Origin of the sequence: Vreelandella lionensis (assembly GCF_044543515.1) — a bacterium.
In the GTDB taxonomy this organism is placed as follows: Bacteria; Pseudomonadota; Gammaproteobacteria; order Pseudomonadales; family Halomonadaceae; genus Vreelandella; species Vreelandella lionensis.
On record NZ_JBITWC010000007.1, the window covers coordinates 69,422 to 95,774 of the forward strand.

At 52.8% G+C, this 26,353-nt stretch carries 22 protein-coding genes; 4 read left to right on the top strand and 18 right to left on the bottom strand.

The features are described 5' to 3' along the window. Positions 1-35: 35 nt before the first annotated feature. The 8 genes from ACIGG6_RS05910 to ACIGG6_RS05945 form a co-directional block, all read right to left on the bottom strand. Complete coding sequence (locus ACIGG6_RS05910) at positions 36-1,718, bottom strand: methyl-accepting chemotaxis protein (protein ID WP_399843125.1); 1,683 nt, start codon at positions 1,716-1,718, stop codon at positions 36-38. A 136-nt stretch (positions 1,719-1,854) separates the two neighbouring features. Beyond that, positions 1,855-3,696: an ABC transporter ATP-binding protein gene (locus ACIGG6_RS05915; RefSeq protein WP_399843128.1), complete on the bottom strand. Its 1,842-nt coding sequence runs from the start codon at positions 3,694-3,696 to the stop codon at positions 1,855-1,857. Positions 3,697-3,846: 150 nt separating this feature from the next. Next, positions 3,847-5,454: a gamma-glutamyltransferase family protein gene (locus ACIGG6_RS05920; protein ID WP_399843131.1), complete on the bottom strand. Its 1,608-nt coding sequence runs from the start codon at positions 5,452-5,454 to the stop codon at positions 3,847-3,849. 31 nt (positions 5,455-5,485) lie between these two features. Beyond that, positions 5,486-6,991: a tripartite tricarboxylate transporter permease gene (locus tag ACIGG6_RS05925; protein WP_399843134.1), complete on the bottom strand. Its 1,506-nt coding sequence runs from the start codon at positions 6,989-6,991 to the stop codon at positions 5,486-5,488. Positions 6,992-7,007: 16 nt separating this feature from the next. Further along, positions 7,008-7,478: a tripartite tricarboxylate transporter TctB family protein gene (locus tag ACIGG6_RS05930; RefSeq protein WP_083025111.1), complete on the bottom strand. Its 471-nt coding sequence runs from the start codon at positions 7,476-7,478 to the stop codon at positions 7,008-7,010. A gap of 68 nt (positions 7,479-7,546) precedes the next feature. Continuing rightward, complete coding sequence (locus ACIGG6_RS05935) at positions 7,547-8,527, bottom strand: Bug family tripartite tricarboxylate transporter substrate binding protein (RefSeq protein WP_399843137.1); 981 nt, start codon at positions 8,525-8,527, stop codon at positions 7,547-7,549. 127 nt (positions 8,528-8,654) lie between these two features. Beyond that, positions 8,655-9,185 (bottom strand): chromate transporter, encoded by a 531-nt coding sequence (locus ACIGG6_RS05940; RefSeq protein ID WP_399843138.1) that lies wholly within the window; start codon positions 9,183-9,185, stop codon positions 8,655-8,657. Further along, a complete protein-coding gene (locus tag ACIGG6_RS05945; RefSeq protein WP_399843139.1) occupies positions 9,182-9,739 on the bottom strand; it encodes a chromate transporter in 558 nt (185 codons plus the stop codon). The genes ACIGG6_RS05940 and ACIGG6_RS05945 overlap by 4 nt, the downstream gene beginning before the upstream one ends. A 189-nt stretch (positions 9,740-9,928) precedes the next feature. Here ACIGG6_RS05945 and ACIGG6_RS05950 point away from each other — a divergent pair, with 189 nt between their 5' ends. Continuing rightward, positions 9,929-10,597, top strand: a complete 669-nt coding sequence (locus ACIGG6_RS05950; protein ID WP_399843141.1) for a GntR family transcriptional regulator — start codon at positions 9,929-9,931, stop codon at positions 10,595-10,597. A 93-nt stretch (positions 10,598-10,690) separates the two neighbouring features. Next, positions 10,691-11,257, top strand: coding sequence for a DUF1415 domain-containing protein (locus ACIGG6_RS05955; RefSeq protein ID WP_399843143.1), 567 nt, complete (start codon positions 10,691-10,693; stop codon positions 11,255-11,257). Here the strand turns inward: ACIGG6_RS05955 and ACIGG6_RS05960 are convergent. From ACIGG6_RS05960 to ACIGG6_RS05970, 3 genes are all read right to left on the bottom strand, one after another. Further along, on the bottom strand, positions 11,235-12,818 hold the full coding sequence (locus ACIGG6_RS05960) for a sensor domain-containing diguanylate cyclase (protein ID WP_399843144.1): 1,584 nt from the start codon (positions 12,816-12,818) through the stop codon (positions 11,235-11,237). The genes ACIGG6_RS05955 and ACIGG6_RS05960 overlap by 23 nt on opposite strands. A 215-nt stretch (positions 12,819-13,033) precedes the next feature. Further along, positions 13,034-14,725: a methyl-accepting chemotaxis protein gene (locus ACIGG6_RS05965; RefSeq protein WP_399843146.1), complete on the bottom strand. Its 1,692-nt coding sequence runs from the start codon at positions 14,723-14,725 to the stop codon at positions 13,034-13,036. Positions 14,726-14,880: 155 nt separating this feature from the next. Next, a complete protein-coding gene (locus tag ACIGG6_RS05970; RefSeq protein WP_253505639.1) occupies positions 14,881-15,384 on the bottom strand; it encodes a GNAT family N-acetyltransferase in 504 nt (167 codons plus the stop codon). 115 nt (positions 15,385-15,499) lie between these two features. Between ACIGG6_RS05970 and ACIGG6_RS05975 the strand changes: the two genes are divergently transcribed. Continuing rightward, positions 15,500-16,132, top strand: coding sequence for a LysE family translocator (locus ACIGG6_RS05975; RefSeq protein ID WP_399843262.1), 633 nt, complete (start codon positions 15,500-15,502; stop codon positions 16,130-16,132). A gap of 10 nt (positions 16,133-16,142) precedes the next feature. On the opposite strand, the gene ACIGG6_RS05980 is transcribed toward ACIGG6_RS05975, so the two are convergent. The 6 genes from ACIGG6_RS05980 to ACIGG6_RS06005 all read right to left on the bottom strand — a co-directional run bounded on the left by ACIGG6_RS05980 (position 16,143) and on the right by ACIGG6_RS06005 (position 23,074). Beyond that, a complete protein-coding gene (locus ACIGG6_RS05980) occupies positions 16,143-17,135 on the bottom strand; it encodes an LLM class flavin-dependent oxidoreductase (RefSeq protein ID WP_399843149.1) in 993 nt (330 codons plus the stop codon). Between the two features lie 110 nt (positions 17,136-17,245). Next, the gene (locus ACIGG6_RS05985; RefSeq protein WP_062361441.1) at positions 17,246-17,932 is read right to left on the bottom strand and encodes an SDR family oxidoreductase; all 687 of its coding nucleotides are present in this window, start codon (positions 17,930-17,932) and stop codon (positions 17,246-17,248) included. 88 nt (positions 17,933-18,020) lie between these two features. Further along, positions 18,021-19,286 carry a nitrate- and nitrite sensing domain-containing protein gene (locus ACIGG6_RS05990; RefSeq protein WP_399843152.1) on the bottom strand — a complete coding sequence of 422 codons (1,266 nt, stop codon included), beginning with the start codon at positions 19,284-19,286 and terminating at the stop codon, positions 18,021-18,023. A gap of 79 nt (positions 19,287-19,365) precedes the next feature. Further along, the gene (locus ACIGG6_RS05995) at positions 19,366-20,718 is read right to left on the bottom strand and encodes a NarK family nitrate/nitrite MFS transporter (protein WP_058575935.1); all 1,353 of its coding nucleotides are present in this window, start codon (positions 20,716-20,718) and stop codon (positions 19,366-19,368) included. A 316-nt stretch (positions 20,719-21,034) separates the two neighbouring features. Continuing rightward, positions 21,035-22,054, bottom strand: coding sequence for a patatin-like phospholipase family protein (locus ACIGG6_RS06000; protein WP_399843155.1), 1,020 nt, complete (start codon positions 22,052-22,054; stop codon positions 21,035-21,037). A gap of 87 nt (positions 22,055-22,141) precedes the next feature. After that, entirely contained in the window at positions 22,142-23,074 is a 933-nt protein-coding gene (locus ACIGG6_RS06005; protein WP_399843157.1) for a CZB domain-containing protein, read from the bottom strand. A gap of 616 nt (positions 23,075-23,690) precedes the next feature. Here ACIGG6_RS06005 and ACIGG6_RS06010 point away from each other — a divergent pair. Further along, the gene (locus tag ACIGG6_RS06010) at positions 23,691-25,436 is read left to right on the top strand and encodes a methyl-accepting chemotaxis protein (protein ID WP_399843160.1); all 1,746 of its coding nucleotides are present in this window, start codon (positions 23,691-23,693) and stop codon (positions 25,434-25,436) included. A 63-nt stretch (positions 25,437-25,499) separates the two neighbouring features. Here ACIGG6_RS06010 and ACIGG6_RS06015 read toward each other — a convergent pair whose 3' ends face one another. Beyond that, on the bottom strand, positions 25,500-26,219 hold the full coding sequence (locus ACIGG6_RS06015) for a murein L,D-transpeptidase catalytic domain family protein (protein WP_399843163.1): 720 nt from the start codon (positions 26,217-26,219) through the stop codon (positions 25,500-25,502). Positions 26,220-26,353 lie beyond the last annotated feature (134 nt).

A 26,353-nucleotide genomic window follows, 5' to 3' on the forward strand; every position in this document is an offset into this window, starting at 1 on the left:
TGAATAGGGCTAAACGATTGGCTTAGTGGGCATCATCAAAAAGACTCCCATTCAGGGGAAGGCTGACGAACCAAATTTCTAGGTAGCTTTGAAGCTAACTGTAGTGTGCTTTTATTAGTTTGATCAAGAGATACGTGACGCCCTGAATCAACGATGGATGGGCTATTGCTCAGTTTAAAAGAGCCCACCAATGTGCTCAGTCGATCCGCCTGTTCACGCAGCTCAGCGGCAGCGGCGCTAGACTCTTCTACCATCGATGCGTTGTGCTGCGTCATGCTATCCAGTTCGTTCACCGCGTCATTGACTTGACCAATGCCCACGCTCTGCTCTTTGGCACCTGCGCTGATCTCTGCGACCACATCGGCGACACGTTCAATACTTTGCATCATGCTGTGTAACGTATCGCTAGCTGCTTTAACCTGGGATACACCAGAGAGTGTTCGCTCAGACGAAGTGCTGATTAACTCTGAAATACTCTTTGATGCTTCGCTGGTGCGGCTGGCTAGAATACGCACTTCCTGTGCGACGACGGCAAAGCCTCGGCCATGCTCTCCCGCTCGTGCCGCTTCCACTGAGGCGTTCAGTGCCAAAATATTCGTTTGAAAGGCAATGCTTTCAATCATGGTCACGATTTCACCGATTTGGCTGGACGACTCGCTAATGCTGCCCATGGTTTTCTGAACGCCCTGCATGGCATTCAAACCTTGATGTGCAATGTCGCGAGTCGATAGTGCAAGCTGGTTGGCTTGTTGGGCAGACTCCGAAGCATTGTTCACCACCGCCGCAATTTGCTCCATAGAGGCGGAAGTCTGCTGAAGATTTGCAGCGGCCTGTTCGGTGCGTGAAGCAAGTTCTTGGCTGCCTTTGGCAATTTCTGTGGAGGCGTGCTGAAGGCTCACAGTGCTCTGGCTGACGGACTGCAGCGTGTCGTCGATACGCTTGATAAAAGCATTGAACTGTGCGGCTAGCTCACCAATTTCATCTTTACGTTTACTGTCAATGCGTGCCGTTAAGTCGCCATCACCTTCAGTAATTTCTTGAATTCTTGCGCTTACTTGTTGTATTGCTCTGGACATCATTTTAGGCCCCATGACTGCTACCAACATGACGAGAGCAAATACGGCTAAAGAAAAAATTAATGTAGAAGCCTGTTGTAGCTTTATTCTGTCGGCTACCGCTAGCTCAGTGGCTAATACTACTGCTTCAACATTTTGTCCTGAAATGTCATACAGAGAGCGCAATTCTTCAAAGCTTTCAAGAGATGAGCCTGAAAGAATATCTAAAGCACTATTAATATCACCTGATTGATGAAGCTCAAAAACACGGCTGCTTTCTTGCTTCCACTTACTATAAGTGATTTCAAAATTAGAGAGTTGTGCTAAAAGCTCAGGGTGAGATTGCATGCTTTGAAAGTACGCTTGCATCCGGTCGTAAGCTTGTTGCGCATTTTCTTCATAGCTGGCTAATAGCTGAGCACTTCTGCTTGAAGAAGAGGAAGTGAGAACATATTCAATTTCAGCTACACGAGCTTGATAAAGATCTCTGTCAGCATTAAGAGTGGTTGACATGGCAGGTATATAAATATCAACAACTTCATGAAATTTATCTTTTGCCATATTCACAAGTAAAAAGTCAGCAGCTACAACAGCTAATAATGATAGAGCAACTGTTGTAAAAGCGGCTGCATATTTAAAGCTGATTTTGTTAACCATTTTCATTTTCAGGCACCCTGTACCCCGGATTTAGGATGCTTTGAATATACTATTCGATCAATTTATTATCGATAATACGCGGGGAAGTGTCACTATTGTTTACGTTTGGCTCTCTATATGAATTTTAAAATGAAAATAAATCTCATTTGTACCCTTCAGCCTGCAAATGAAACAGCGACGCATAGCGTCCATTGTCTTCAAGCAGCGTTTCATGGGTGCCGCGTTCGATGATGCGTCCTTGATCAATGACGATGATTTGGTCGGCGCTGCGGACGGTCGAGAAACGGTGGGAGATCAGAATCGTCATCTTGTCGTGGCTGTGATCACGAAAGCGGGCAAAGACATCCGCCTCGGCGGCCGCATCCATGGCGGCAGTGGGTTCGTCCAGCACTAAGATATCGGCATCTTTGCGCATATAAGCGCGGGAGAGTGCCACTTTCTGCCACTGGCCGCCGGAGAGCTCTTGGCCGTTTTTAAACCAGCGCCCTAGCTGGGTTTGGTAGCCGTCGGGCATGCGCTTGATGAAGTGATCGGCCAGCCCGTCTTTCGCCGCCTGCTGCCAGCGCTGCTGATCATCGAAGGCGGTGGTATCGCCCACTCCAAGGTTTTCACCCACGGTGAGCTGATAGCGTACAAAGTCCTGAAAAATCACGCCCACCCGTGCTCTTAGCGCCTGAGTGTCCCAGTCGTTGAGGTCGCTGCCGTCTAGCAAAATTCGCCCTTGAGTGGGGCGGTAGAGCTGCGTTAAGAGCTTAATCAAGGTGGTTTTGCCCGAACCGTTTTCACCCACCAGGGCTAAGCTGCTACCGGGCACAATGTGTAGCGAAATATCGTGCAGCACCTCTTGGCCACCGGGGTAAGCAAAGCTCACGTGCTCAAAGCGCAGCCCGTCGTTAGGTACTGCGCCTTGGGTTAAATGGCCAGCGTCGGCTTCGGTGGGCTGTTCCAGGTATTCATATAAATTGGAGAGGTAGAGATTATCTTCATACATGCCGCTCACGGCTGTGAGGCTGGCAGATAACGCGCTTTGCCCCTGTTTGAAGACCATTAAGTACATGGTCATTTGACCTAGCGTTAGCGCACCTGCCACGGTTTCCACCACGACCCAGCCATAGGCAGCATAGAAAGTGAGCGTGCCCAGTAGCCCTAGAATAAACCCCCAGCTCTCTCGGCGTAGGGTCAGGCGGCGGTCTTCGGAAAATAGCTGGTGGAAAATAGCCCGGTAGCGCTGAAGAAAGCGCTGCTCTAAACCAAACAGTTTGACCTCTTTAATGCTGTCTTCACGAGCCAGTACGGTTTCCAGGTACATCTGCATGCGGGTTTGCGGCGAGCGCCAGCGAAATAGCCGGAAGGCATCGCCGGAGAATTTCGCCTCAGAAAGAAACACCGGCAGCGCCCCCACTACCAAAATCAGCAGTGCCCAGGGAGAAAACTGCACCAGCAGGAAGGCAAAACTGCCAAGGGAAATGGCATTTTGCAGCAGCCCAAAGGTTTTATTGACCAGCGCTAGTGGGCGGGTTGATGCTTCACGCCTGGCGCGGGTGAGCTGATCATAAAGCTCTGAATCTTCGAATTGGCTCAGCGACAGCGTGCTCGCTTTTTCCAAAATCATCACGTTCACTTTCTGCCCGAGCAGCGCTCTTAACAGCGACTGCTGGGCCGAGAGGCCACGCTGGGCTAACGCCATCAGGGCAATGATGCCGCCTTCCAACGCCACTAACCCCAGCACTGGAGTGAGCGTTGCCCATAAGTCAGGGTTGCTCGCTGCCTCATAGCTTTCCATCGCCGCCAGCACGCCATCAACAATCAGTTGGCCCACATAAGCCGCCACAGCGGGCAGCACGCCAGCCACCAGCGTGCAAAGCGCCAAGCCCAGCATCATCCAGCGGGAGGTTTCCCATACCAAGGCCAGCGCACGGCGGCTATAGCGAAACACGCTAAAGAAGCCGCTGAAGGGGGAGGGGGAGGAATAGGACGGCATCATGGCGTTAGCAACATCAAGGTAAGCAAAAAGAGGCTGCCATGATGCGTGGCTTCGGCGTTGATAGCCAGAGGAGATAGCCAGAGGAGATAGCGGTTGATTCCGCGAGCCTACTGCCCACCTGGGTGGGCAGTAGCGACACAGCACCAGCCGCTACAGCGGTAGCACTGCACCGTCGGTGCGTGGTTCAGTACCGCCTTGCAGCACGCCGGTATCAGAATTACGGAGAATGATTTGGCCACGGCCAAAGCTAATCGAATCCGCCACCTTAACAATCTTGTGGCCGCGCCGAGCGAGGGCCAGTGCCAAGTGGTTAGGGAAGTCGGCTTCCACTTCCACGGTTCTGCCAGTCGTCCACTTCCAACGGGGCATATCCAATGCGGCCTGTGGGTTGAGCTGATCCTCAATCATCGCAGTGACCACCTGCACTTGGCCCTGAGGCTGCATATAGCCGCCCATGACGCCAAAGGGCCCAACGGCTCGATCATCTTTGGTGATAAAGCCGGGAATGATGGTGTGGTAGGTGCGCTTGCCGGGAGCCAGGGCATTCGCATGCTCCGGGTCTAGCGAGAATGACCAGCCACGGTTTTGCAGGCTAATCCCGGTGCCAGGGATGACCATGCCGGAACCAAAGCCTTTAAAGTTACTTTGGATAAACGACACCATATTGCCTTCGTCGTCGGCAGTGGCTAGGTAGACGGTGCCGCCTTGCAACGGGTTGCCGTGTGCCGGGTCAACGGCCTGATCGCCGATCAGCGCTGCGCGCGCTTTCAGGTAGGCATCATCCAGCATTTGCTCGGTGGTGGGAGCCATCGCGCTGCGTTCGGTGATGTGTTTAAAGCCATCCATATAGGCAAGTTTAGTGGCTTCAATCCGGCGGTGCAGGGTTTCAACCGCATCGCCTGGGCACGGGTCTAACCGTTCCAGCATGCCGAGCGCCTGCAGCACGATCATACCGCTGCCGTTCGGTGGAATTTCCCAAATATCATGGCCTTGATAGCGCACGCTAATTGGGTCGACCCACTCGGGCTGGTAAGCGGCCAAATCCTCTTTACGAATTAAGCCGCCATGTTCGCGGGAGAACGCATCGATGGCCTCAGCCAGTTCACCGCGATAAAACGCCTCGGCGTTTGTGTTGGCAATCGCGGCCAAGCTTTTCGCGTGGTCAGGAGCGGACCATAACTCGCCTGGGCGCGGTGCCCGGCCTTTGGGCGCAAAGGTATCGAACCAGGGTTGGAAGGCCGCGTCGGGGTAGGTCGCGTAGTTATGGAAGGCCTCTTCCCACATTTGGTGGATCACCGGCGTCACCGCAAAGCCTTCTTCTGCCAGCGCGATGGCAGGCGCTAGCAGATCCGCAAAGGGCAGTTTACCAAAGCGCTCAGAGAGTGCTGCCCAGGCCGCAGGCGCGCCAGGCACGGTGACCGGCAGCATGCCATGGTTAGGCATAGCGTCATGGCCAAGCGCTTTCAAAGCTTCAATGGTGGCCGCCTGCGGAGCAGGGCCACTGGCGTTGAGGCCATGTAGCTTTCCATCGACCCACACAATCGCGAAGGCGTCGCTGCCAATACCGTTTGAGGTAGGCTCTACCACGGTAAGCGCGGCGGCGGTGGCAATCGCCGCATCAATGGCATTGCCGCCTTGCTGCAAAATAGTGATACCTACCTGGGCGGCGAGCGGCTGGGAAGTGGCTACCATGCCACGTTTGCCAAAGGTGGCCATCCGTCGCGAGGCGCTGGGGTAATAGAGAGCGTCGTTGTGCATGTTTATGATCCTTTGCGTCGATGAGTCATCGCTATTGGGATGTCGCAGGTTTTAGACGTTTCAGCTTACGGTCTTGGTAGAGCGAAAAAACGACCGAAGCAACAGCCAACACTAAGAACAGTGCAGAGAGTGGCCGTGTCAGGAAGGTTAGCCAGTTAGGGTCGAGCTCTAGCGCGCGGAAAAGCTGCCGTTCTAAATTGTTGCCCAGCACCACGCCGAGTATGAGCGGTGTAAGAGGAACACCCGCTTTCCAAAGCAAGTAGCCAATCACCCCGAAAATAAACAGCACCCAGATATCAAACAGGTTGTTATTGAGCGCATAGGCACCAATGGCGCAGAGCATCAGCACAACCGGCACTAGGATTTGTTGTGGGATTAACGAGATTTTGGCGAACCAGCGCACGAGCAGCAGATTACACAGCACCATGACCACCGCACCGATTAAGAGACTTGCGTAGATCGCGCCCACCAGCACCGGGTTTTGTTCAAACATCATCGGGCCTGGGGTGATGCCGTGGAGTATCAGCACGCCCATCATGATGGCCATCGGCAGATCACCCGGAATGCCCAGTGCTAAGGTCGGCACGAATGCACCGCCAGCAACGGCACTATTAGATGCCTCGGAAGCCACAATCCCGCTAGGGGTGCCCGTGCCAAACGTTTCAGGGTGGCGCGAAAACTTTTTCGCCTGGTCGTAGCTCACAAAGTTAGCCACGGTGCCGCCAGTTCCCGGTAGCGCACCGATCAGGCTACCAATTAAAGAAGAGCGCAAGGTGTTGAGTTTTTGACCTGCCATATCTTTCATAATTTGGCGGTAAGGAATTGACACGTTAGTGTCCACGCCTTTGCCGTTACCATCGCCGTCGCGCAGTTTTTCGATATTGCCGAGCAGTTGAGAGAACGCAAACACCCCAATCATCACGGGCAGCATCTCAAACCCCGAGCTGAGTGCGGGCAGATCAAAATCAAAGCGCAGATTACTGTTGCGGTCATACCCCACAGTGGTGATCAGTAAGCCCAGCGCGGCGGCTAATAGCCCTTTTAGGAGTGCTCCATTTGATAGGCCTGCCACCAGTGTTAGCGCAAAGATAATCAGCGCGGTAATTTCCCAGGGGCGGAAATTCATACTAAAGCTGGCTATTAACGGCCCAAAAAAGACCAGCACGGCCACGCTGATAATGGTGCCAAGAAAGGAGGACATGACACCGATGCCTAAGGCTCGGCCGGGCTCACCCTTTTGAGCCATGGGGTAGCCGTCATAGACAGTGGTAATGGAGGAGGGTGTTCCAGGTATTCCCAGCATAACACCCGATACAATACCGCCCGAGTACCCACCTACGAAGACACCCACCATCAGCGATACGCCGCTGACCGGGTCCATGGCAAAGGTGAACGGGAATACCACTAGGATAGCCATGGTCACGGTAAAGCCTGGAATACTCCCGCCTATAATTCCGAATAGCACGCCGAGTATGATCAAGCCCATTACCGAGAAGCTTCCGACTTCGCTGAGTGCTTGAAGAAAGAAATTAGTCATTTGTTGGTCCTCAACATTAGGGCAGCCATACGTTTAAGCCGTAACGGAAAATGACAAATACCAGCGGCACAAGTGTGAGGCTGATCCCTAGGTTGATTGCCCATTTACGCTTTGTATCTATGCCCAATAACAAGGCAAAAGACGCCACTAAAAAACTGATGGTGGCAACGATATAGCCCAGTAAGGGGAGAAGTGCTGCATACAGCCCAAACAGTACAAACAGCGCTACGACGATTTTACGTCGAGTAAACCAATCGCTGATCTCTGTACGCCATGACGCCACAGGAGTGACGCGGGTAAACAGAGAGCGGACTAGCAGCAGTACTGATAAGAGACCGATCGTCACTAGCAAGATGCGTGGAAACAGTGCTGATCCATAGGGCTGCCAGCTAGTCGGTGGGCGAATAGACCCCGACTCCACCCACATGACAGCCACCATCAATAGCAGCGCCAGCGCCAGCGCGCGGTCTTTGGTAAGCGTTAGCATTAGCGATGCCTCCATGAGCTCCCAGGTCGAAACCTGGGAGCATTAGCGAGTAATGACATGTAAAGCGCTTAGTTTTGAAACTCGATGTTTTCGGCAGCGGCAGAGAGCGCCGCTTCGTTTTCATCTAGGAACGCTTGATAGTCATCACCGGCTAGGAAGCGCACAACCGACCCGAACTCATTTTCGATACGGCTTTGTACCTGCTCATCCTCAAGTGCTTGCCCATAGGCATCAGCCACGGCGTCTAATACCTCTTGGGGGGTGTCTTTAGGCGCAAAGATGCCACGGCTGGTGGAGTGGTCCATCTCAATACCCTGCTCTCGCAGGGTGGCGACGTCGGGCATGCTGTCTAGGCGCTCGGGATGCGCAATGCCAAGGGGTTTAAAGGTGCCATCTTCGTAAAAAGCGCCACCAGATGGCAGGTTGAACATGGCAAAATCAACTTCTTCTGCCATCAACGCCGATACTTGTTGGCCGGTATCGGGGTAACCCACTAAGCGCACATCTGCCATATCAATACCGGCTTCCTGGAAAAACTGCGCCCAAAAGAAGTGGTCGGTGGAGCTTGGGATCATGCTGAAACGTACTTGGCCTGGGTTTTCTCGCACGTAGTCAGCAATATCGGCCGCGCTTTCTACTGGGTGGCCGGCATAAGTCGTGGGGATATTGATGGTTTGTGTGAGCAGGGCGATGGGTTCAAAAGCGTCGTAGGAGTAATCGACGGTGCCTGCGAGCTTTGAAAGCGCAATCGTGTCATGACTGCCCAGCAGCGTGTAGCCATCAGGCGTCGCATCTTTGACGTTGCGTGACCCCAGTGTCGCGCCTGCCCCAGCCATATTGACCGGAACAATCGAGGCGCCTAAGTGCTGTTCGGCCTCTTGTGATACCAGACGGAAAATAATGTCCGTGGCACCCCCGGGCCCATAAGGAATAATTAAACGAACATCCTGCTCAGGATAGTCCGCATGGGCAGTGGAAATGAACGTCAGGCTGGAGGTGAGTCCAATGGCGGCGAGTGTCGTACTTAGAGCAAGTTTTGAACGCGTCATTCTCTATACACCTTTTTTGATTGAGTTGGTGTGGTGATCCGCTGAGATTAAGCAGCGGTGTGGTGAGCGCGTGGTCCCATATTGGGTTCTTATTGTCTGCAGTGAATGGTCTTGAGTGCACAACAGGTCAACCTAAGAAGAGCCCTCCATAAACCAAGGCGCCGATAACAACAAAGGCGGGATGGGTGTTAAAGCGCACAAGCGCAATCGCGGCCACGATACCGATAATCAGCGTGTGGAGGAGGCCGCTTGCCGCCAAACTTTCCGTGAAAAAACCGAGGGTAAGCCACGCCATCATCATGGCAATCACTGGTCGTACCCACTGGCTCATGCGCTTGACGCGCGGGGAGTCGCGGTGGCGATAGAGAAGCCCGAGTGCGCCAAGCATGAGCAGCAGGGAGGGAACCACTGTGGCAGCTACGGCAACGAACGCCCCACCAATACCGGCGACCTCGTAGCCCACATAGCCCGCCATTTTGGTGGCGATCGGGCTAGGGAGCGCATTGCCGAGCGCCAAGGTTTCGGCAAAGCCCTGTGAGGTCATCCAGCCGTAGCGGCCTACCACTTCCGCCTCGATCAGCGGAATGATGGCGGGGCCACCGCCGTAGCCAATGATGTTAGGAATGAAAAACGCTAAAAAGAGATCCCAATAAATCATGCGGCACCCTCCGCGCGTTTTTTACGGGATGGACGTAGGAGGGCCGCCAGCAGAATAGCCCCGATCACCCAGCCGGGGTGCACGCCGAGCCAGTAAATTACCGCGCCGGCGACCACCGCCATCAAGGCACTGGTTAGCCAGCCAAGGGCGGCCTTAGATTTATCGAAGAAGTCCCAGGTGAGTTGGCCCATCATTACCATCACCACGGGAATGACCGCTTGTCCCATGCCACGTATCCAGCCAACGTCGCGGTAGCGGCTAAAAATGCCTAACATCACAATCATGGCCACAATCATCGGTAAGATGACGGCAATGACGGCTGCCGCGCAGCCGCTAATGCCCGCTACTCGGTAGCCGATGTAGCCAGGCATTTTGGTGGCGATGGGACCGGGGAGGGTATTGCCAATCGCCAGCACATCGGCAAACTCTTCATCGGTTAGCCACTGGTGGCGTGTCACGACTTCCGCTCTCACCAGCGGTATCATGGCAGGCCCACCGCCAAAGCCGAAAATGCCGACGCGGAAAAACGCCCAAAAAAGTGCTGTTTGCTTCATACGCTCATTGCCCGCAGCGGTAGCATCACAGTAAAAAGCATCGAGATTGCCTATTTATCGTTTGTAGATTAAAAAATCGATTATTCTGTCTAAAATAGAATATAGGTGAGCCAGACAAGAGGCGTCAACACCTAGTCATGGAATCTCCGTCAACTGATGCCTTGCGAAGGTACGCAAAAGGACTCCGGTATGAACAAGCCAATGCAGCTTTCCTCCACGAAAGCATCTAGCTCTATCTATGATTTACTGCGCCGCGATTTGGTGGGAGGGCGCTTTAAAGCAGGTGAGAAACTCGCCATTAATACGCTCAAGGAGCAGTACCAGGTAGGGCTGAGTCCGCTGCGTGAAGCGCTTAATAAACTGGCGGCTTACGGCCTGCTGATCCAAGAGAATCAGCGTGGGTTCAGAGTGCCTAAGCTCTCACGTGAAGAGTTAGACGATATTGCGCGACTGCGCACCGAGCTTGAAGGTATGGCACTGGAGCGAGCTATTACTCATGGCGATGCGGTATGGGAAGCAGACCTTTTGGCGGCGGCACATCGCCTAAAGCGTGCAGACATTACACTAGATAAAGGCGAAGAGTGGGAGCGCCTGCATACTCAGTTTCACCGTACCTTGGTAGCGCCCTGCGGTTCAGTATGGCTGCTGCGTTTTATTGAGCAATTGCACGACCAGTTTGATCGTTATCGGCGCTTGGGGCCAAAAATGCCCACCATTCGCCAAGAGTTAGATGAGCAGCACCATCAGTTAGTGGAGCTGGCGCTTCAGCGCGACGCGTCAGCCGCACGAGCATTGATGGACGATCATATTCATAAATCCTATGAAGTCGCATTGGCCCGTTATCAGCAGCATGCTTAGCGTATTTGTGAGGGCTTGCCTGTACACTGGTGCTTAGTACGTGGCAGTTGCCATACTTATTCAAAATAGCAGTAGGTCGTAGGTGGAACGGGTATGACGCAAGAAGCAGATCAGCAGGTAGTGGACCAAACGCTGGCATGGGTGAGCCATTTTATTGTTGGACACAACATTTGCCCTTTTGCTAAACGTGAGCTGGATAGCAATACGATTCGTGTTGAAGTTGTGCGCTCGAAAAAAGTGGATGTGGCCCTTGAGGAGTTAGTGGCGGAGCTGGAGTGGCTTAACGAGCACCCTGAAGCAGAAACTACCCTACTGGTGTTTCCGACACTTTTTAAAAGCTTCGACCACTACTTGGATTATGTAGAGCTTGCCGAGCAACTGCTCGTTGAGTTGGGCTACGAAGGTATTTACCAGCTAGCGACGTTTCACCCTGATTACTGTTTTGCCGATGCAGAGCCAGAGGACGCAGCGAATTACTCAAACCGCTCGCCCTATGCCATGGTGCATTTGCTGCGCGAAGCCAGCGTTGAGAAGGCCATCGCTTTTTATGGCGATACCGCGGCTATCCCCGAGCGCAATATCGCCTATCTCACCGAGTTAGGTAGTGAAGCCGCTGAAGCACAGCTACAGCAGTGTCTTAACCCGACTCTCCATAAATAACCAAGCGGTGTTTGCCTTTGCCCTTAGCTGCGTATAGAGCAGTATCCGCCAGTTGAAAAACTTGCTGAATGTCATTGCTATGTTGGGGCCAAATAGAGGCTCCTAGGCTACAGCCTACATGGGCGTTTTGAGCATCCGGTAGATTCACTGGGGTAGCGATGCGAGTGAGTAAGCGCTGGCTAACTTCATGAGTTAATGCAGCGCTGGTGGATGAAGGGCTCTTTAACACCATCACAAACTCATCGCCCCCTAGTCGCGCCACCACATCTCCACTGCGTAGCGTTGCTTTTATCCGCTGCGAAATTTCGATAAGCAGTAAATCCCCTGCATGATGCCCTAACTCATCATTTACACGTTTGAAACCATCCAGATCAAAGAGCAGCACAATAATACTTTGCTGCTGACGTTCTGTTTCTGGCAGGGTGTGTTGAAGATATTGATTTAAGAAAGCCCGGTTGGGCAGGCCTGTTAATGGGTCGGTATTGGCCAAGTCCTCTAGGCGGCTAATGGTTTGGCGCTGGTCAATCAGACGCTCCACCATATCGCGCATAGAGGTAGAGAGCCGTTTAAGTTCGGGAGAACCGTTTTCCTGGGTAAACTCAAGGCGGCTTTTGACGGTTTGGATGTTATCGGCGGCTCTGGCAAGGCGGGACAGGGGTTCGACTAAGCGAGAGGCAACAATCCATCCGATAATGGAAAATAGCAACGCCACCAGCAAACCAGTACCTAAAATGAGCTCGTAAAGCTTATCAACAGGGGCAAAGGCGGTGGCCACGGGCTGCCTGCTCACGGCCACCCAGCCCAGTCCTGGAAAGTCTCCAAACCCTTGGCTACGAGCGACGCCTGTGACGTAGCGCTGCCCATCCGGCCAAGTTTCGACAGACCATTCAGGGGTGGTGCTGTTCGAAGAAGAGTGAATAAACGCCAGAGGTTGCCCTATCATCTCGTCAGGACCCAAAATCACAGTGCCTTCCGATGAGAGCAAGAGCAGGTCCGTTTGTTGGTCGCGCAGTTTTGGTGAAAACATAGAGTTTTTCACTTGAGTCGCCCACTCCCAGCTTAGATGAACCCCCAGAACGCCAGTAAACTCACCGCGCTGGTTGTGGAGAGGCGCGGCAATATCTACAAATTGGATAGGTTCCCCCGTGGGGTTAGGCAGTAGCTGCGCCAGCATCACGGCATTGTGCACATCCCCCACCCACAGTGCATGCTGGCCCTCCATAAACACAGGCCGCTGGGCAATCGAACTGCCTTCCAGAATGCCACCAGTTGAAGCGATAACGGTACCAACGGCATCTGTCACGCCAATCCATGAGAGTACGTCATAGTTACGCTGCAGGTGTTCTAATTGCTCACGTATCCAAAATCGACCCGAAGAGTCAGAAAACTCTTTAATGCCTAGAAGTAGCCGCACCTCTTTAATCCGCGCATCCATACTTCGGTTGAGTTTATCCACCATTTGGTAGGCGGTATCAGCACTGTCGTGGCCAATATTGGCTTCAAGCTGAATGGCAGCCTCTCGGGAGGCTACCCAGCTAAGCAGTAAGGTAAGAGCGACCACCAACGAGGTCGTAAGGCCAATAATTCTTGCGCGTAGGGAGATGCGCCGTAGGAGCGAGCAGTGGTGAGGCATTGAGGGGGCCAAGCGAGTTGTCGTTATGATTGGTTACCCTATCTTAATTTTTGTTATCGCACTAATAGGGAGGGTCAACGCTGCAGATTTGACTGTGCGGGCCAAAAACGGCTGATGGCCCGCGCTAGTCTGTTAGGTTTTATTTAAAACTCTTCCCACTCTGGTTCAGCGATTGGGCGCTGGCGCTGTGTGGTGCTCATGTTTTGCGATGGGGCATGTAAACGTTGGGCGGGCGCAGTGGCCGAGGGTTGAGCAAGCGTTGCCTGACGGCTGGATGCGTTTAACCGGAACGCCGCGACCAGTTCTGCCAAGCGTGAAGCTTCATCTTGTAGGGAAGCCGACGCCGTACTGGTCTCCTCCACCAAGGAGACATTCTCCTGAGTGGCAGAATCCATTTCAGCAATCGCGGTGCTGATTTGGCTAATGCCTGACTCTTGCTCCTTCGCTGCAAGTGCTAGTTCCTGCATCATATCGTTCACGCGAATAATGGCTTGGTTAATGTCGTCCATGCTTTCGCCATTTTTCAATGCTTGGTCGGCACCATCTGCGATGCGAGAAGCAATATCCTCAATCATCTTGCGAATTTCTTTCGATGAGTTGGACGTTTTAGTAGCAAGGGAGCGTACTTCGCTAGCTACTACGGCAAAGCCACGACCATGCTCGCCTGCACGTGCCGCTTCCACCGACGCATTTAGGGCAAGGATATTAGTTTGGAAGGCGATGGAGTCGATGACCTGAATGATTTCGTTCACTTTCTGTGAACTAGTTTCCAATTCTCGCATAAGTAAGCTGGTTTGTTCGGACTCTTGCTTGCCGTGAGCGGCTTTTTTTGAGGCATCCTGGGTAAGGAGTTCAGCCTGAGCAGCAGTGTCTGCATTTTGACGTACGATAGAAGAGATCTCATCCATACTAGCGGCAGTTTGCTGAATAGCGGCTGCCTGCTGTTCAGTACGTGAAGCAAGATCCTGACTGCCGTCGGCAATTTGCCGTGAGCTAGCGGCCACGGTAATGCTGCTTTGGGAGAGCGTACCTACCATTGCTTGTAGTTTGTTCTGCATATCGTGCATTGCACTGTAAAGGCGCCCAATTTCGTTGTTTCCACGAGACTCTATTTTGCTAGTCAAGTCTCCCTTGGCAATGTTCTCACATAGCTGAACGGCGCGCTGTAGTGGGAGAACAATAATGCGGTTGATGCCAATACGTACGCCAATAAACAGTGCCAGAGCGAGGAAAATCAGTACACCGCTAATAAACATTGTAATGGTATGCAAACGTTCTGCTGCGGTAATTTCCTCCGTCGCTAGGGTTTGCGCACGTTGGTTGAAATTACGCACCGCGTCAGTGAAGGGGCCAAAGTTGTCATTAATTCGATCACGATGACTCATTAATATGGCTAAATTTTCTGTTGCTAAGTCGCTGCGCAGATCATTGGTCACCAACAGTTCAAAGTTCGTCTGAAGCGTTTGAATGATGGGAGCTCGTAAAGCTGTGCTAGGTACCTCGACGGCTGTGAACTGTGCAAAGCGAGATTCAGCACGCTCTAGGGCCGTCCGGGCGAGATCTAATGTTTTTTGAGCGGCGACAGTATTACCATCTTCGCTATATTCGTTAAAGCGTCCTAGCCGTACTCTTAGTTCCATTAAATTAACTTCAGCTCTGTTAATGGCGGAGACTTGCTGTGCCGCAATTTCATCAACTCTACGTAAACTTTCCATAACATCGAGTTTTGTCATAATACCTGTCGCTGCAATGGCCAGTAGTGCAGCTAGCATCAGGCCTTGTACCACTGCCAATGTATGTTTGACAGATAGGTTTCTCATGTTGATTGCTCTCATAGGCAAGGAAAGTAAGGAGTTTGACAGGCAAGGAGGAGAGCCTTGCCTGTATATTATCGACATAAAGGGAGATAAGTTGAGAGATACGAAGCCATTTTTTGCAGCGTTGAATGTTCAGCAGGCCAGAGGCCTGTCGATGAAAAGAATAACGCTGTTTAGTGTTCGGTTAACGATTTATGCATGACGTGCGTATCAACGTAACCAAGTGAGGCGTGCTGATAGGCATGGGGAACGGTGCCGACGATGCTAAACCCCAGACGTTGCCATAAGGCCACGGCGACTTGGTTGCTGGCCACTACGGCGTTGAACTGCATGGCTATAAAACCATGTTGGCGCGCAGCTTGCTGTGAGTGTTCGCACATGGCTCGCGCAACCCCTTTACCTCGCGCGTGCGGCGTTACCATATAGCCGCAGTTACACACGTGGCTACCAGGGCCAGCGGCATTCGCTTTTAAGTAGTAACTACCTAGCAACTGCCCCTGTTCGTCTTTCACTGCAATACTGAGCAGTGGTGTTTTGCACCACAGTGAAAAAGCGTCGTCATAAGTGATGTTAGGATCTATCGCGTAGGTTTCTTCGGCAGCTACAATGGCCTGGAACGTGGGCCAAAATAGGGCGAACTCATCCGCAGTCATTGGTGAAAATTGAAGGGTTTGCATGGGTCTTTTCTCGTTCATTAAGGCATAAGCTACGTTAGCATATTCTGATGCGGCTCAGCGCAGTTGCATCGTTCCCCACCGAGTGGGCCATAAATTACAACGAGAGGGCTTGGCAATGACCATCGAGAGCGCACTGACCTACTTTTTAGCTATCTTTGTGTTTGCCGTGACGCCTGGCCCAGGAATTTTTGCGTTACTAGCTAAGGGGATGTCGGCGGGTACGCGTCCGTGTATCCCGCTGGCGCTGGGTATGACGGTGAGCGATGTGATCTATTTATTGCTGGCGTTCTATGGCCTAGCAGCGCTGGCCGAAAACTGGGGAGAAGCTTTTACGCTGCTGCGCTATACGGGGGCCGCATACCTGTTTTACCTGGGCTGGAAGATGTGGACCGCGGACGTGACGCCTCACGCCCTAGATACTATTCCGCTTAGTAGCGGCGCTTGGCGGCGGGATATCTTTAAGAGCTTTCTACAAGGCTTTCTGATTTCGGCCTCTAATCCGAAGGTCATTCTGTTCTATATTGCGTTTTTACCCACCTTTATCGATCTCACCGTGCTAAACCGGAGCGATATGTTTCTGGTGGTGGGCTTAACGCTGGTTGGGTTGATGATGGGCTTAATGCTAGTAGCATCGTTTGCTTCCTCTGCGCGGCGCTTTTTTCAATCGGCGCGCGCTCAGAAAGGCACCAACCGTACCGCAGGCTCGCTGATGGTAGCGGCAGGTGCTTTTCTCGTTGCGAAAGGGTGAATAGAGCGGCTTAACGTGCGGCTTGGGCAACAATCTCATAGCTACGCAGCCGATCAGCGTGGCTATAAAAGTCGCTATTAATCATAAGTTCGTTAGCGCCGGTACGTGCTTGAAACTCTTCTAATTGCGCTTTTACTGTTTCCGGGCCGCCAATAATAGCTGCCCCCAAAAACTGCTCTACTTGAGCGCGTTCCATGGGGGACCAGTCTAACGTGTCGACGGGGGGCAGTGACTGGGTCGGTTTACCACGAATCAAGTTTAAGAATTTTTGCTGAGCGGTGGTGGCCAAGTAGTGCGCCATCTCGTCACTTTCCGCCGCCATGACAGGCAGGCCCACCATCGCATAAGGTGCCTCTGAATGCTCAGATGGCTGGAAATTATCTCGGTATAGGCGCAGTGCTTCAAAGAGATAGCCCGGCGCAAACTGCGCAGCAAAGGCGAAGGGTAGGCCGAGCTTTGCTGCGAGCTGCGCGCTGTAACCGCTGGAGCCCAGTAGCCAGATGGGGACATGGGTGCCTTGGCCTGGAACGGCTTTAACGGTTTGGCGAGGGTCCGCATCGTCTAAATAACGGCGCAGCTCTTCAAGTAGCTCTGGAAAATCATCAACTCCTGCATGGGCGTGGCGGCGCATAGCCCGCATGGTGGCACCATCTGAGCCAGGCGCGCGGCCCAGGCCAAGGTCAATTCGCCCTGGGTAGAGGGTTTCCAGCGTGCCAAACTGCTCGGCAATCACTAGCGGTGGGTGGTTAGGCAGCATAATACCCCCGCTACCCACGCGGATAGTGGACGTCTGGCCTGCCACGTGGCCAATCAGTACGGCGGTGGCCGCACTGGCAATGCCAGCAATGTTGTGGTGTTCAGCTAACCAATAGCGCTGGTAGCCCAAAGACTCTGTGTGTTGGGCTAAAGAGACGCTATCACGAAACGTTTCAGCAGCGCTGCCGCCTTGGCGGATGGGCGCTAGGTCAAGAACAGAGAGGACGGTTGAGGCAAGTTGGCTCATAAGTCACCTAATAAACATGCATGGTCGGCGGGCCAAGTTGTTAGCACGCTTCATAATACTATGTTTATGCGGGCAGCAACGAGCAAAAACAAGGCGTCAAGCGAGCAGAGTTACTCTCGGGGCGGTGTGGGTCGCACTAGGATTTCATTAACGTCAACATGGGGTGGTTGCGACAGAGCATAGATCACCGCATTGGCGATATCGCGGTCTGCTAGCGCGTACTCGGGTGGTTCATCAAAGAAGGGAGTATCGACCATGCCAGGCTCAATCAGCGTCACCCGCATGCCGGTGCCGCGTAACTCCTCGCGCAGATTATAACCAATACCCGTTACTGCCCACTTAGTGGCGCTATACATGGAGCCTGGGATGGTGGTGCGGCCTGCGGCAGAGCCGGTTAAAAGAATATGACCCTGGCGGCGTTTTAGCTCTGGCAAGCAGGCTTGCAGCGTAAGGCCAACGCCGTAGACATTGGTGAGAATCATCTCCCGCCAAGCAACATGATCGGCGCTGCTAAACCCACCCGGTGAGCCACCGCGACCTGCATTGGCGAATACTGCATCAATGTGGCCAAAGGTTTCAATCGCCTGTTCCACCATAGCTTGCTGCTGGCTTAAGTCGGTGACATCAACTTCGCAGGTGAGTACGTTCTCTGGACCAAGCTCTTGAGCAAGCGATGTCAGCTTATCGGCTGAACGAGCGGCAAGTACCAACTGGTAGCCTTCACGAGCCGCTGCACGAGCGGTGGCCGCACCAATGCCGCTGGAAGCGCCGGTAATTAACAGTACGCGGTCATGCATCGCTTGCTCTCCTTGCTTATTAAACTGGGTGAGCTTTCAGCATGGCTAAAACCTAATCAGGTTGCAAATCGGGCTCAGCGCTGCTGTTTTACTCTTTACGTTGCAGCATGGCAGAGAGGTCAAGAATCGACTGTGCCATCTCCGCCATGCTTTTGCTTTGGTCCATTGAGGTTTTTCGCAGAAAGCGGTAGGCCTCCTCTTCACTCATGGACTGATGCGCCATGATTAATCCTTTTGCCCGCTCAATTAGCTTGCGTTCACGGAGAGCCTTGCGGGTATTCTCCAGCTCGTCGCTTAGCCCCTGTAAGCGGCTGGATTGAGCATGAGTGAGCTCCAGTAGTGAGCGGCTAAGCGGAGAGTTGAGGGCGTTGGCGGTTAGGTCTCCAAGCGGCTGAGTAGAGTGAAGGGCTAGTAACTGTTCACAGGGCGCAGGCAGCGGTCTGTCAGGCTTCGCCTTCGTCTGTTCTAGCTCTGCTTGGGCCTGGACAATTTTATGATGGCAAAGGGCCGTTAATTGGGTATTCAGGGTGTCTTCAACCGTTTTAATCGTATCAATACGCAGGGTGGTGAGCTCGTACCAGGTTTCACCTAACGTATTGCCCGTATTGCCTGATGCCGTTTGGTGGTGAGAACGCTGGCAAGCAATATCTCGCAACTGACAAATGCCCGCCAGTGTTCTAGGAGAGAGGGATTGTTGCCAAGTCCCCAGAGCCTCTGGGGTGGCAAATTCTACAAAGGTGTCAAAGCAGCGCTGTTGAGCGTCAACCAACTGGTTCAGCAGCGTACGGTGGGCATTGTCGAAATGACCGAGAGTAAAACCAAAGGCGCCGCAGGCGCGCTCTTGCCCCGCCAGCTCTTTACCCTGCATAAGATGAAAAATAGCGACCAGGGCACGGGTAATGTCTGGGTCGACCGCTGTGTCGGCCGCTTCAAAAACAATCGCTAAGAGACTGCTAATGAGATGGTTAAACGCTTGAGTTGCTGCATCTGGCGATATGTTGAAGGTCTCAATTGCATGCCGTAATACATCTAGTTCATCCAGTGACAGCCAGACGGCAGCAATGCGGCGTAATAAGCGCGCTGTCGCCTGTGGCCGTGACTCCTGGCTAAGCGCTTCGAGACGCTGACGCATCGAGGCTTCCGCCGCTTGACTATGCTGCAGGTAAGTGGCTCGTCGAGTTTTAAAACGCTTGCCTTTTGAGGCTAAGTAAATCGTCGAGGCTCCTCGCTCGCGTTGAAGCACATGAATAAACTGGCTGATATCGCTGACGATATCTGCTGTGGTTGCTAAGTGGTGAAGGTTATCAATGTCGCAGCGCAGGGCGGTTAAGAGTAGCTGTTGGGCAGAAGACATGTTGATTTCCTTATTACTCGCCGCCTAAAGGTAAAAAGCCCCCACAGCGATGCGCATGCAGGGGCGGTGTTAATTAATATTAACGCAATGACAGCGCGCCTGCTCCTGTGTCTTTGCCTACAGCATCACGATAGGCGCTGGCTTCTTCTGCTTCGGTGGCATCACTAAAGCGAACGACCAGTACGCAGGAGGCAAGTACCAATACGGTTAAGCCGAGGTAAAAGAGGCCTTGCTGGTAGCTGAGGCTTTCGCTACGGAATAGAAACGCTGCCGATACAGCGCCCACGTTACCGCCTGCACCGACAATACCGGCCACTGCGCCCAAGGCTTTTTTATTGATAAAGGGCACCACACCAAAGGTGGCGCCTTCCGCCATCTGCACGAACAGGCTAAATACCAGCATGATGCCAATCGCCAAGCTGAGTACATGCATTTGCGAGAAGGCGACGAGAGCGATGCCTTCGCATACTAGTGCGATAAAGAGCCAGCGGACGCGTCCTTTTAGCCCACCCTGTTTAGCGAATAGGTCGGAAAAAACGCCGCCAAGGGTACGAGCAAAAATGTTCATTAAGCCGAACAGGCCTGCGATTAAGCCGGCGGTTGCCAGGGTAAGGTCGAATTTATCGAAGAAGTAGATTGCCGCGATATTGTTGATGGTCAGCTCGACCCCAAAACAGAGTCCGTACACCACAAACAGCGCCCAAACGCGGATATCCTTCGCCGCCGCTAAAAAGCTCTGGGCTGCGCCATGCTCTCCGGTGGCTGGCGGTAGTTCACCGCGGGCGCGCAGCTCGCTGAAGTTGCCGTCTGGGGCATCTTGAGTGAACAGCCAGTAAGCGATACCGGTAAAAAATAGCACTACGCCAGGCACGACCATGGCCAGACGCCAGCCGAGCGCTTCATTAACGCCTAGCATCAGCATGCCCGCAAAAATCAGCGGCATAACAATTTGTGTGGTGCCGCCGCCTAGGTTGCCCCAACCTGCGCTCGTGGCATTAGCTGTGCCAACCACATTGGGCGCAAACATCATAGTGGTGTGGTACTGGGTAATCACAAACGAAGCTCCGATAGCGCCAATCGCTAGGCGGGCCAGCAAAAACGTTTCAAAACTGTTAGCCAGACCAATTCCCATAACCGGAATGGACCCGAGCATCAGTAGGCCTGTGTAGGTTTTACGTGGCCCAATACGATCACACAGCACGCCAATCAACAGGCGCACCACCACGGTGATCGCCACCGAGGCAATAATGGTATTGCCGATTTGGGTTTGGGTGAGCGATAGATCCTCGCGAACCACCGCCATCAGCGGCGCAATGCCGAACCAGCCGAAAAAGCAGATATGAAATGCGAACCAGGAGAGGTGAAACGCGCGCATTTGCGGTGTTGAGAAGTTCAACAGTCGAATGCGGTTGGCTTTATTGCGAATGTCCATGGATGGCCTCACAGAGCATAGAACGAGTTTGCCGAGACACAACGCATCAGGCGTTGCGTGGTTACGAGAACATGCCTTCGCCGTTGAAGGTCAGGTTCGACGCACTCGTACCCTTGCGGGCCTGGTCCACGCCTACTACTACTGCATAGCAATAAGCAAATACTCCGCCATCTGTCTTTTTAAATATTTAAATCAGTTGCTTAATGTTTTTTCAAAGCAGTGCTAAGGGAAATAAAATCACTAGATTCATCAAGTGAGCGCACTCCTCATGAGCAGAGTGCGCCAAGTTGGGGCAGTGCTGGATGGCTGAAGGGAGTTATTCGTGCAGATATACCGCATCAATATCCAGGGTTGAGCGTTGGCCGATGGCATCAAAGTTAGCCGTGATCCAGTTGTCGGCGGCTTCTCTCCCTTGGTCAAACAGGTGGCATAAAAATGGCCATTCAGAGTTGAGTTTGCTTGAAACCGATAAGCTATCGAGTGCCTGGTCGCCACTAATGCGGTGAAAAAGCGACTGCTGGTAGCAGTTTTCAATATCCTGCTCTTCAAGGGTACGTTTCAACAGCGCGATCATGCGCACTTCTTTAATCAGCGCGGCATTAAAGGTGATTTCGTTAAGGCGGTTCATAATGGCCGAAGCGGAGGTGGGTAGTTCATCACGGCGAATCGGGTTGATCTGTACCAACAGAATATCCCTTGCGCTGCACTCTTCCATTAAGGGGAAGAGGGCTGGGTTGCCCATGTAGCCGCCGTCCCAATATGCTTCGCCGTCGATTTCCACAGCCTGGAACATAAAGGGCAGACAAGCCGATGCCATGACCGCATCGACGCTCATCTCTTCTCGACGAAACACACGCTGTTTGCCGGTGCGCACGTTAGTAGCTGCCACAAAGAGCTTTAGCTGGTCGCACTGGCGTACCCGCTCAAAGTCGATGTGGGCCGCCACAATATCGCGCAATGGATTCAAATTGAGTGGGTTGAGTTGGTAGGGCGACACCAGGCGAGTCATCAAGTCCATGGCGATATAGCCGGGGGAGTGCTCCAAACTCCAATTGCCGGTTAATACATCCATCGGCGAGCGGCGGATAGGGCTTGCCATGCCCGCGCGGCTTACCGCCTTCCAAAAATCCCTGAGAGATTGCCGGGCGGCCTGTTTACCACCACGGGTAAGGGCATCTGCCATGACTACGCCATTCATAGCGCCTGCGCTGGTGCCACTAATGCCCTCAATCTCAATACGGTCATCTTCCAGAAGTCGATCAATAACTCCCCAGGTATAAGCACCATGGGCCCCACCGCCTTGTAGCGCGAGATCTAGCTTCTTTGCAGCTGCCATCGTCATCCTTACCGTCTGCGTTATGAGTGCCATGCTCAGCATGGCATAAATAACGCATTACGGAAGGAGTGTTATACGGGGAGCTATTTAAGGCGCATCAGCAAGCGGTGAAGGATGACTTGCTGACATCGGTATCTCATAAACAGCCTGCTCCATAAGCTGATCAAGTTGCTTAGCAAGTGCTACGCTTGCTTCCTCCATGAGTGCTAGGGAGGCCAGTTGACCCGTATGATCCCCTTGTCGTGCATAGCGCAAAGCGTCCAAGCCGCTTTCATGGAAGCGGCGGTGAGGAGCCGCCAGCGAGCGATACGCCTCGGTATGTTTATAGCGCTGCCCCTCGCCCGTAAAGTACCAGCGGCCTAGCGTACAGTGCTGATGATCCACCATGTGATCCTCGAAATAGGCGGACAGTAGCTGGTGGTAGATCCGACTTTTCCAAACGGCGTGCTCTAGCTTGGCAGCGTGCAAACAGGCCGTCGTGGTGCTGTGGTGAATCACTTTGTACATATGACGTGCTTGATCCGTGAGTTGCTCTATCACCTGCTCTGCCGCTTGGGCTGCATTGGCCAGCGCCGTAGATGTTTCCCGCTGATGGGCCTGCACGCGAGCATCTTCTTTTAGCAATATGGCAACCTGCTCAATCCAGTGATCCAATTGGTGGCCTAGATGCTGCGTATGGTCGGCAAGGTGCTGGATATCGCTGACGATAGCAGGTAAGCCAGAGGGCTCCTGGTGTATATGAGCCTCCTCTAGCGCCGTGGTCATGGCAAGTGCACGGGTATGCCCGGCGTTACGGGATAGCTCTACACCGATTTTGCGTAGCTCGTGCAGCGCCTGTTCGCTAGCGAGTGGGGCTGCATAGTGAACATCTGCCTGTTGGAAGCGTTGACACTGGTGTTTGATCGTCTGAGCCGTTTGTTCAGCATGATGAAGCCGCGCAAATAAGTCCGACAATGTGGCCCGTTCACTCGCTAACTGCTCGGCATGGTGTTCGGCCCCCGTGCTTAATGAAGTCAGCATATCTGCTCCTTTGGACTGGAGCATGCTGATCGATTCAACAGGTGTCATCAGGCTAATAGCACGGCAACCATGAACGTTTTTTTCAGTCGCAAGCTGAGTACGCAGCTCGGTAACTTCATGCTCTAAACGGCGGATCGTTTGAAAGGGGTGCATAAAGGCAAACATGACCAATACCTGCAGTAGTGGAGCGTTGTGTGATCTTTTGTCACAGAGTATTGCAGAGGGTTTCCATGTCTGCCTGGAAAGAGTATCGATTCACGATCAAAATCAACCTCTTGCATATAAAAAGAGGGAGTATTTTCATGCCTCACGACTGCTTTTCTTAATTGTTAATGAGTGTGGGTAGTATCTTATACCTAAGTCTTATTTAATTATTATGGTTGCTGACGAGCGCCTAGCACTCAGGCCGCCACATATAAGCAGTAAACCTATTTCAGCGATGATTAGTGATAATTGACTGCTATTGCATGACCTATTTCTTCCTTAATATTCTTGGCTAATCCCGTAAATTATGGTGCACTAAACTAATAAGAAAATATTACCTTTGCGCTAAGGTGGTGCGATAGGCAGCTGTTTTTTTAACCAATAATCATAATGAGCTGTGAAAGAGGTCTAGATGAAGGTCGCGAATACATCCCGGTTAAAGCTGACGCTACAAAGCAAAATGGTACTGTTGACGCTACTGCCTATGCTGGTGCTTGCGTTAGTACTATCGCTACTGGAGGTGCGTAGTTCCATGACGCGGATTGAAGAAACGTTAGCGGAACAGCGCGAGGTACTGGTCGATGAGCGAGAGACGACAGTACACTATTTAGTAGAGTCAGCACGTAATGCTATTTCGCATTTGGTTGACAATCCAAATCTAAGCGAAGCCGACGCGCAGGCAGAGGCCCAGCAAATTTTGCAAAACTTCCGCTTTGGTAACGAGAACTACGTTTTTGCTTTTAGCTATGATGGCACGGCAAAAGCACTGGCTGCAGCGCCCCAACGCATTGACACTAATATGTCGGGTATCACCGACAGTGAAGGCAACGCCTTTGTGGATGACCTTATTGAACGTGCGCGCAGCGGAAACGATAGCTTCTACGATTACCTGTGGATTAACCCAGCGACAGGAGAGATTGAACCCAAACACTCGCTTTCCATTGCAATACCAGAATGGGATTGGATGATTGGGACGGGCATCTACCTAAGCGACATTGATGAAGGTCTGGAGGCCGTTGAAGCACAGGCGTGGCAAGAGTTTAAGCAGGACCAATGGCAGAAAGGTTTGGTGACTCTACTACTGCTTATTACTGTGGGCGTTGTCATGGCACTGTTGGTTCGTCGCGCACTGAGCCCGATACGCCATGCTGCTGCTGCCATGAGTGAGGTAGCCTCCGGTGACGCGGATCTAACGAAGCGCCTGACCGTCGAGACAGACGATGAGGTGGGTAACTTGGCTCGACAGTTTAATGCCTTTATTGAACGTATCCAGCTGACGTTGCAAGATGTTAATCGAACCACGCAAAGTGTGTTGCTAGCCTCGCGTGAGATTGATCAAGGCACTAACGAGCTAGCCAGCCGTACCGAGCAGGCAGCCGCTAATTTACAGCAAACCTCCTCATCGGTAGAGGAAATTACTTCCACCGTATATAACACCACCGAGGGTGCCGAGCAGGCATCTCAACTGTCCAATAGTGCTGTTGACGTGGCGCGTCAGGGCAATTCCGCTATGCAGCGGGTGGAAAGCACCATGGCTGAAATCGACCAATCAGCTACTCAGATCGGCGAAATCATTACCATGATGGATGCCATTGCCTTTCAAACCAATATATTGGCGCTGAATGCGTCAGTAGAGGCGGCTCGTGCGGGCGAGCATGGTCGTGGCTTTGCCGTCGTTGCTGAAGAGGTACGGAAGCTAGCGGGTCGCTCCAGCGAGGCGGCAGGTGAAATCCGTCAATTGATCGATAATTCCGTTAAGCGTACCCGCGAGGGCAGTGAACTCGTGCACGATGCTGGAGCTACCATGCAGGAGATTGTTGACAGCGTGACACGGGTTACCGATGTCATTGCCGAAATCAGTGCGGGTGCCCGTGAGCAGAGTTCAGGCATTAGTGAGATCAATAAAGCTGTCGCGGAAATGGATAGCATGACCCAGCAGAATGCGACTATGGTGCAGCAAAGTGCAACCGCTGCCCAGCAGCTGCGGGAGGGAGCGGAGCGCTTATCGACACTGCTAGCCGCGTTTGTATTGGGTGATTCGGCAGCTTCAACAGCATTACCTAGCCAAACTTCAAACGCCCGACCGGCTAGCAACATGCCCTCTCGATCGCCTAGTCGTCAGCTCGAACACGAGCATGATGAGTGGGACTCCTTCTAAGCCTTGGGCGAAGCAACAAACACCCAGCTTGTCTGGGTGTTTGTTGCAGTTGGTTCCTACCCTTTAGCGGCGAGCTAACGACAGTGCGGTAGGGCAGTTAATCACCTGAGAAGTAGCTAACCACTCCTCGTCAGGGTAGTAAGCAAAGACATACTGGTTCTCTTTCAAACTATCAATCAGCGGATATGTGATGTCTTCACGCACGGCGGGGCAGCCGTGGCTACGGCCAAGGCGGCCGGTTTGCGCAATAAAGTCATCGCTAACATAGTCGGCGCCGTGAATAACAATTGCTCGCTCAAAAGCTAGATCGTTCACTTCTGGCTCCAGGCCGTCCAGGCGCAGCGAATAGCCATTACGGCCGTAGTAGCTATTCATAGTGCGGAACAGGCCAATGCTGGACTGATGGCTGTCAGGTGTATTCGAGAAAGTACTGGCCACCGCATCGCCAGAGCCCTGGCCATGTGACACCAGCTCTTCAAACAACAGGGTATGCTGGTGAAGGTCAAATACCCACATGCGTGGCTCTGAAGAGGGGAGCGAGTAATCAATTACGGCTAGGCGCTCTGCTGATGGGTCTGCACAGCTTAGTGCCTGGGCAGCAAGGCGCAGTGCCTCGGGCGTGGCCCCTGGTGCTAACTGGAGTAACTGGTGGTGAAGAGGAGAAACACCTGCGGGCGGTGCTGTTGCCACCTGGGAGAAAAAACTCGCCGCTTGAAGCGGGTAAGAAAGTAACACGATAGGTAAAGAAAACAGTACAGTGGTTATGCGTGAGCTAAAAAGCATGGGTGCAATCCTGCCTAAAGTGACGAAAAAAGGGTACACACGTAGAGTCATCACGAGTAAATGTAAACGGCTATGATAAAAAACGCGTATCGGTACGGGAACAGCTGATATGACGTTAAGCAAAAAGAGTGAAG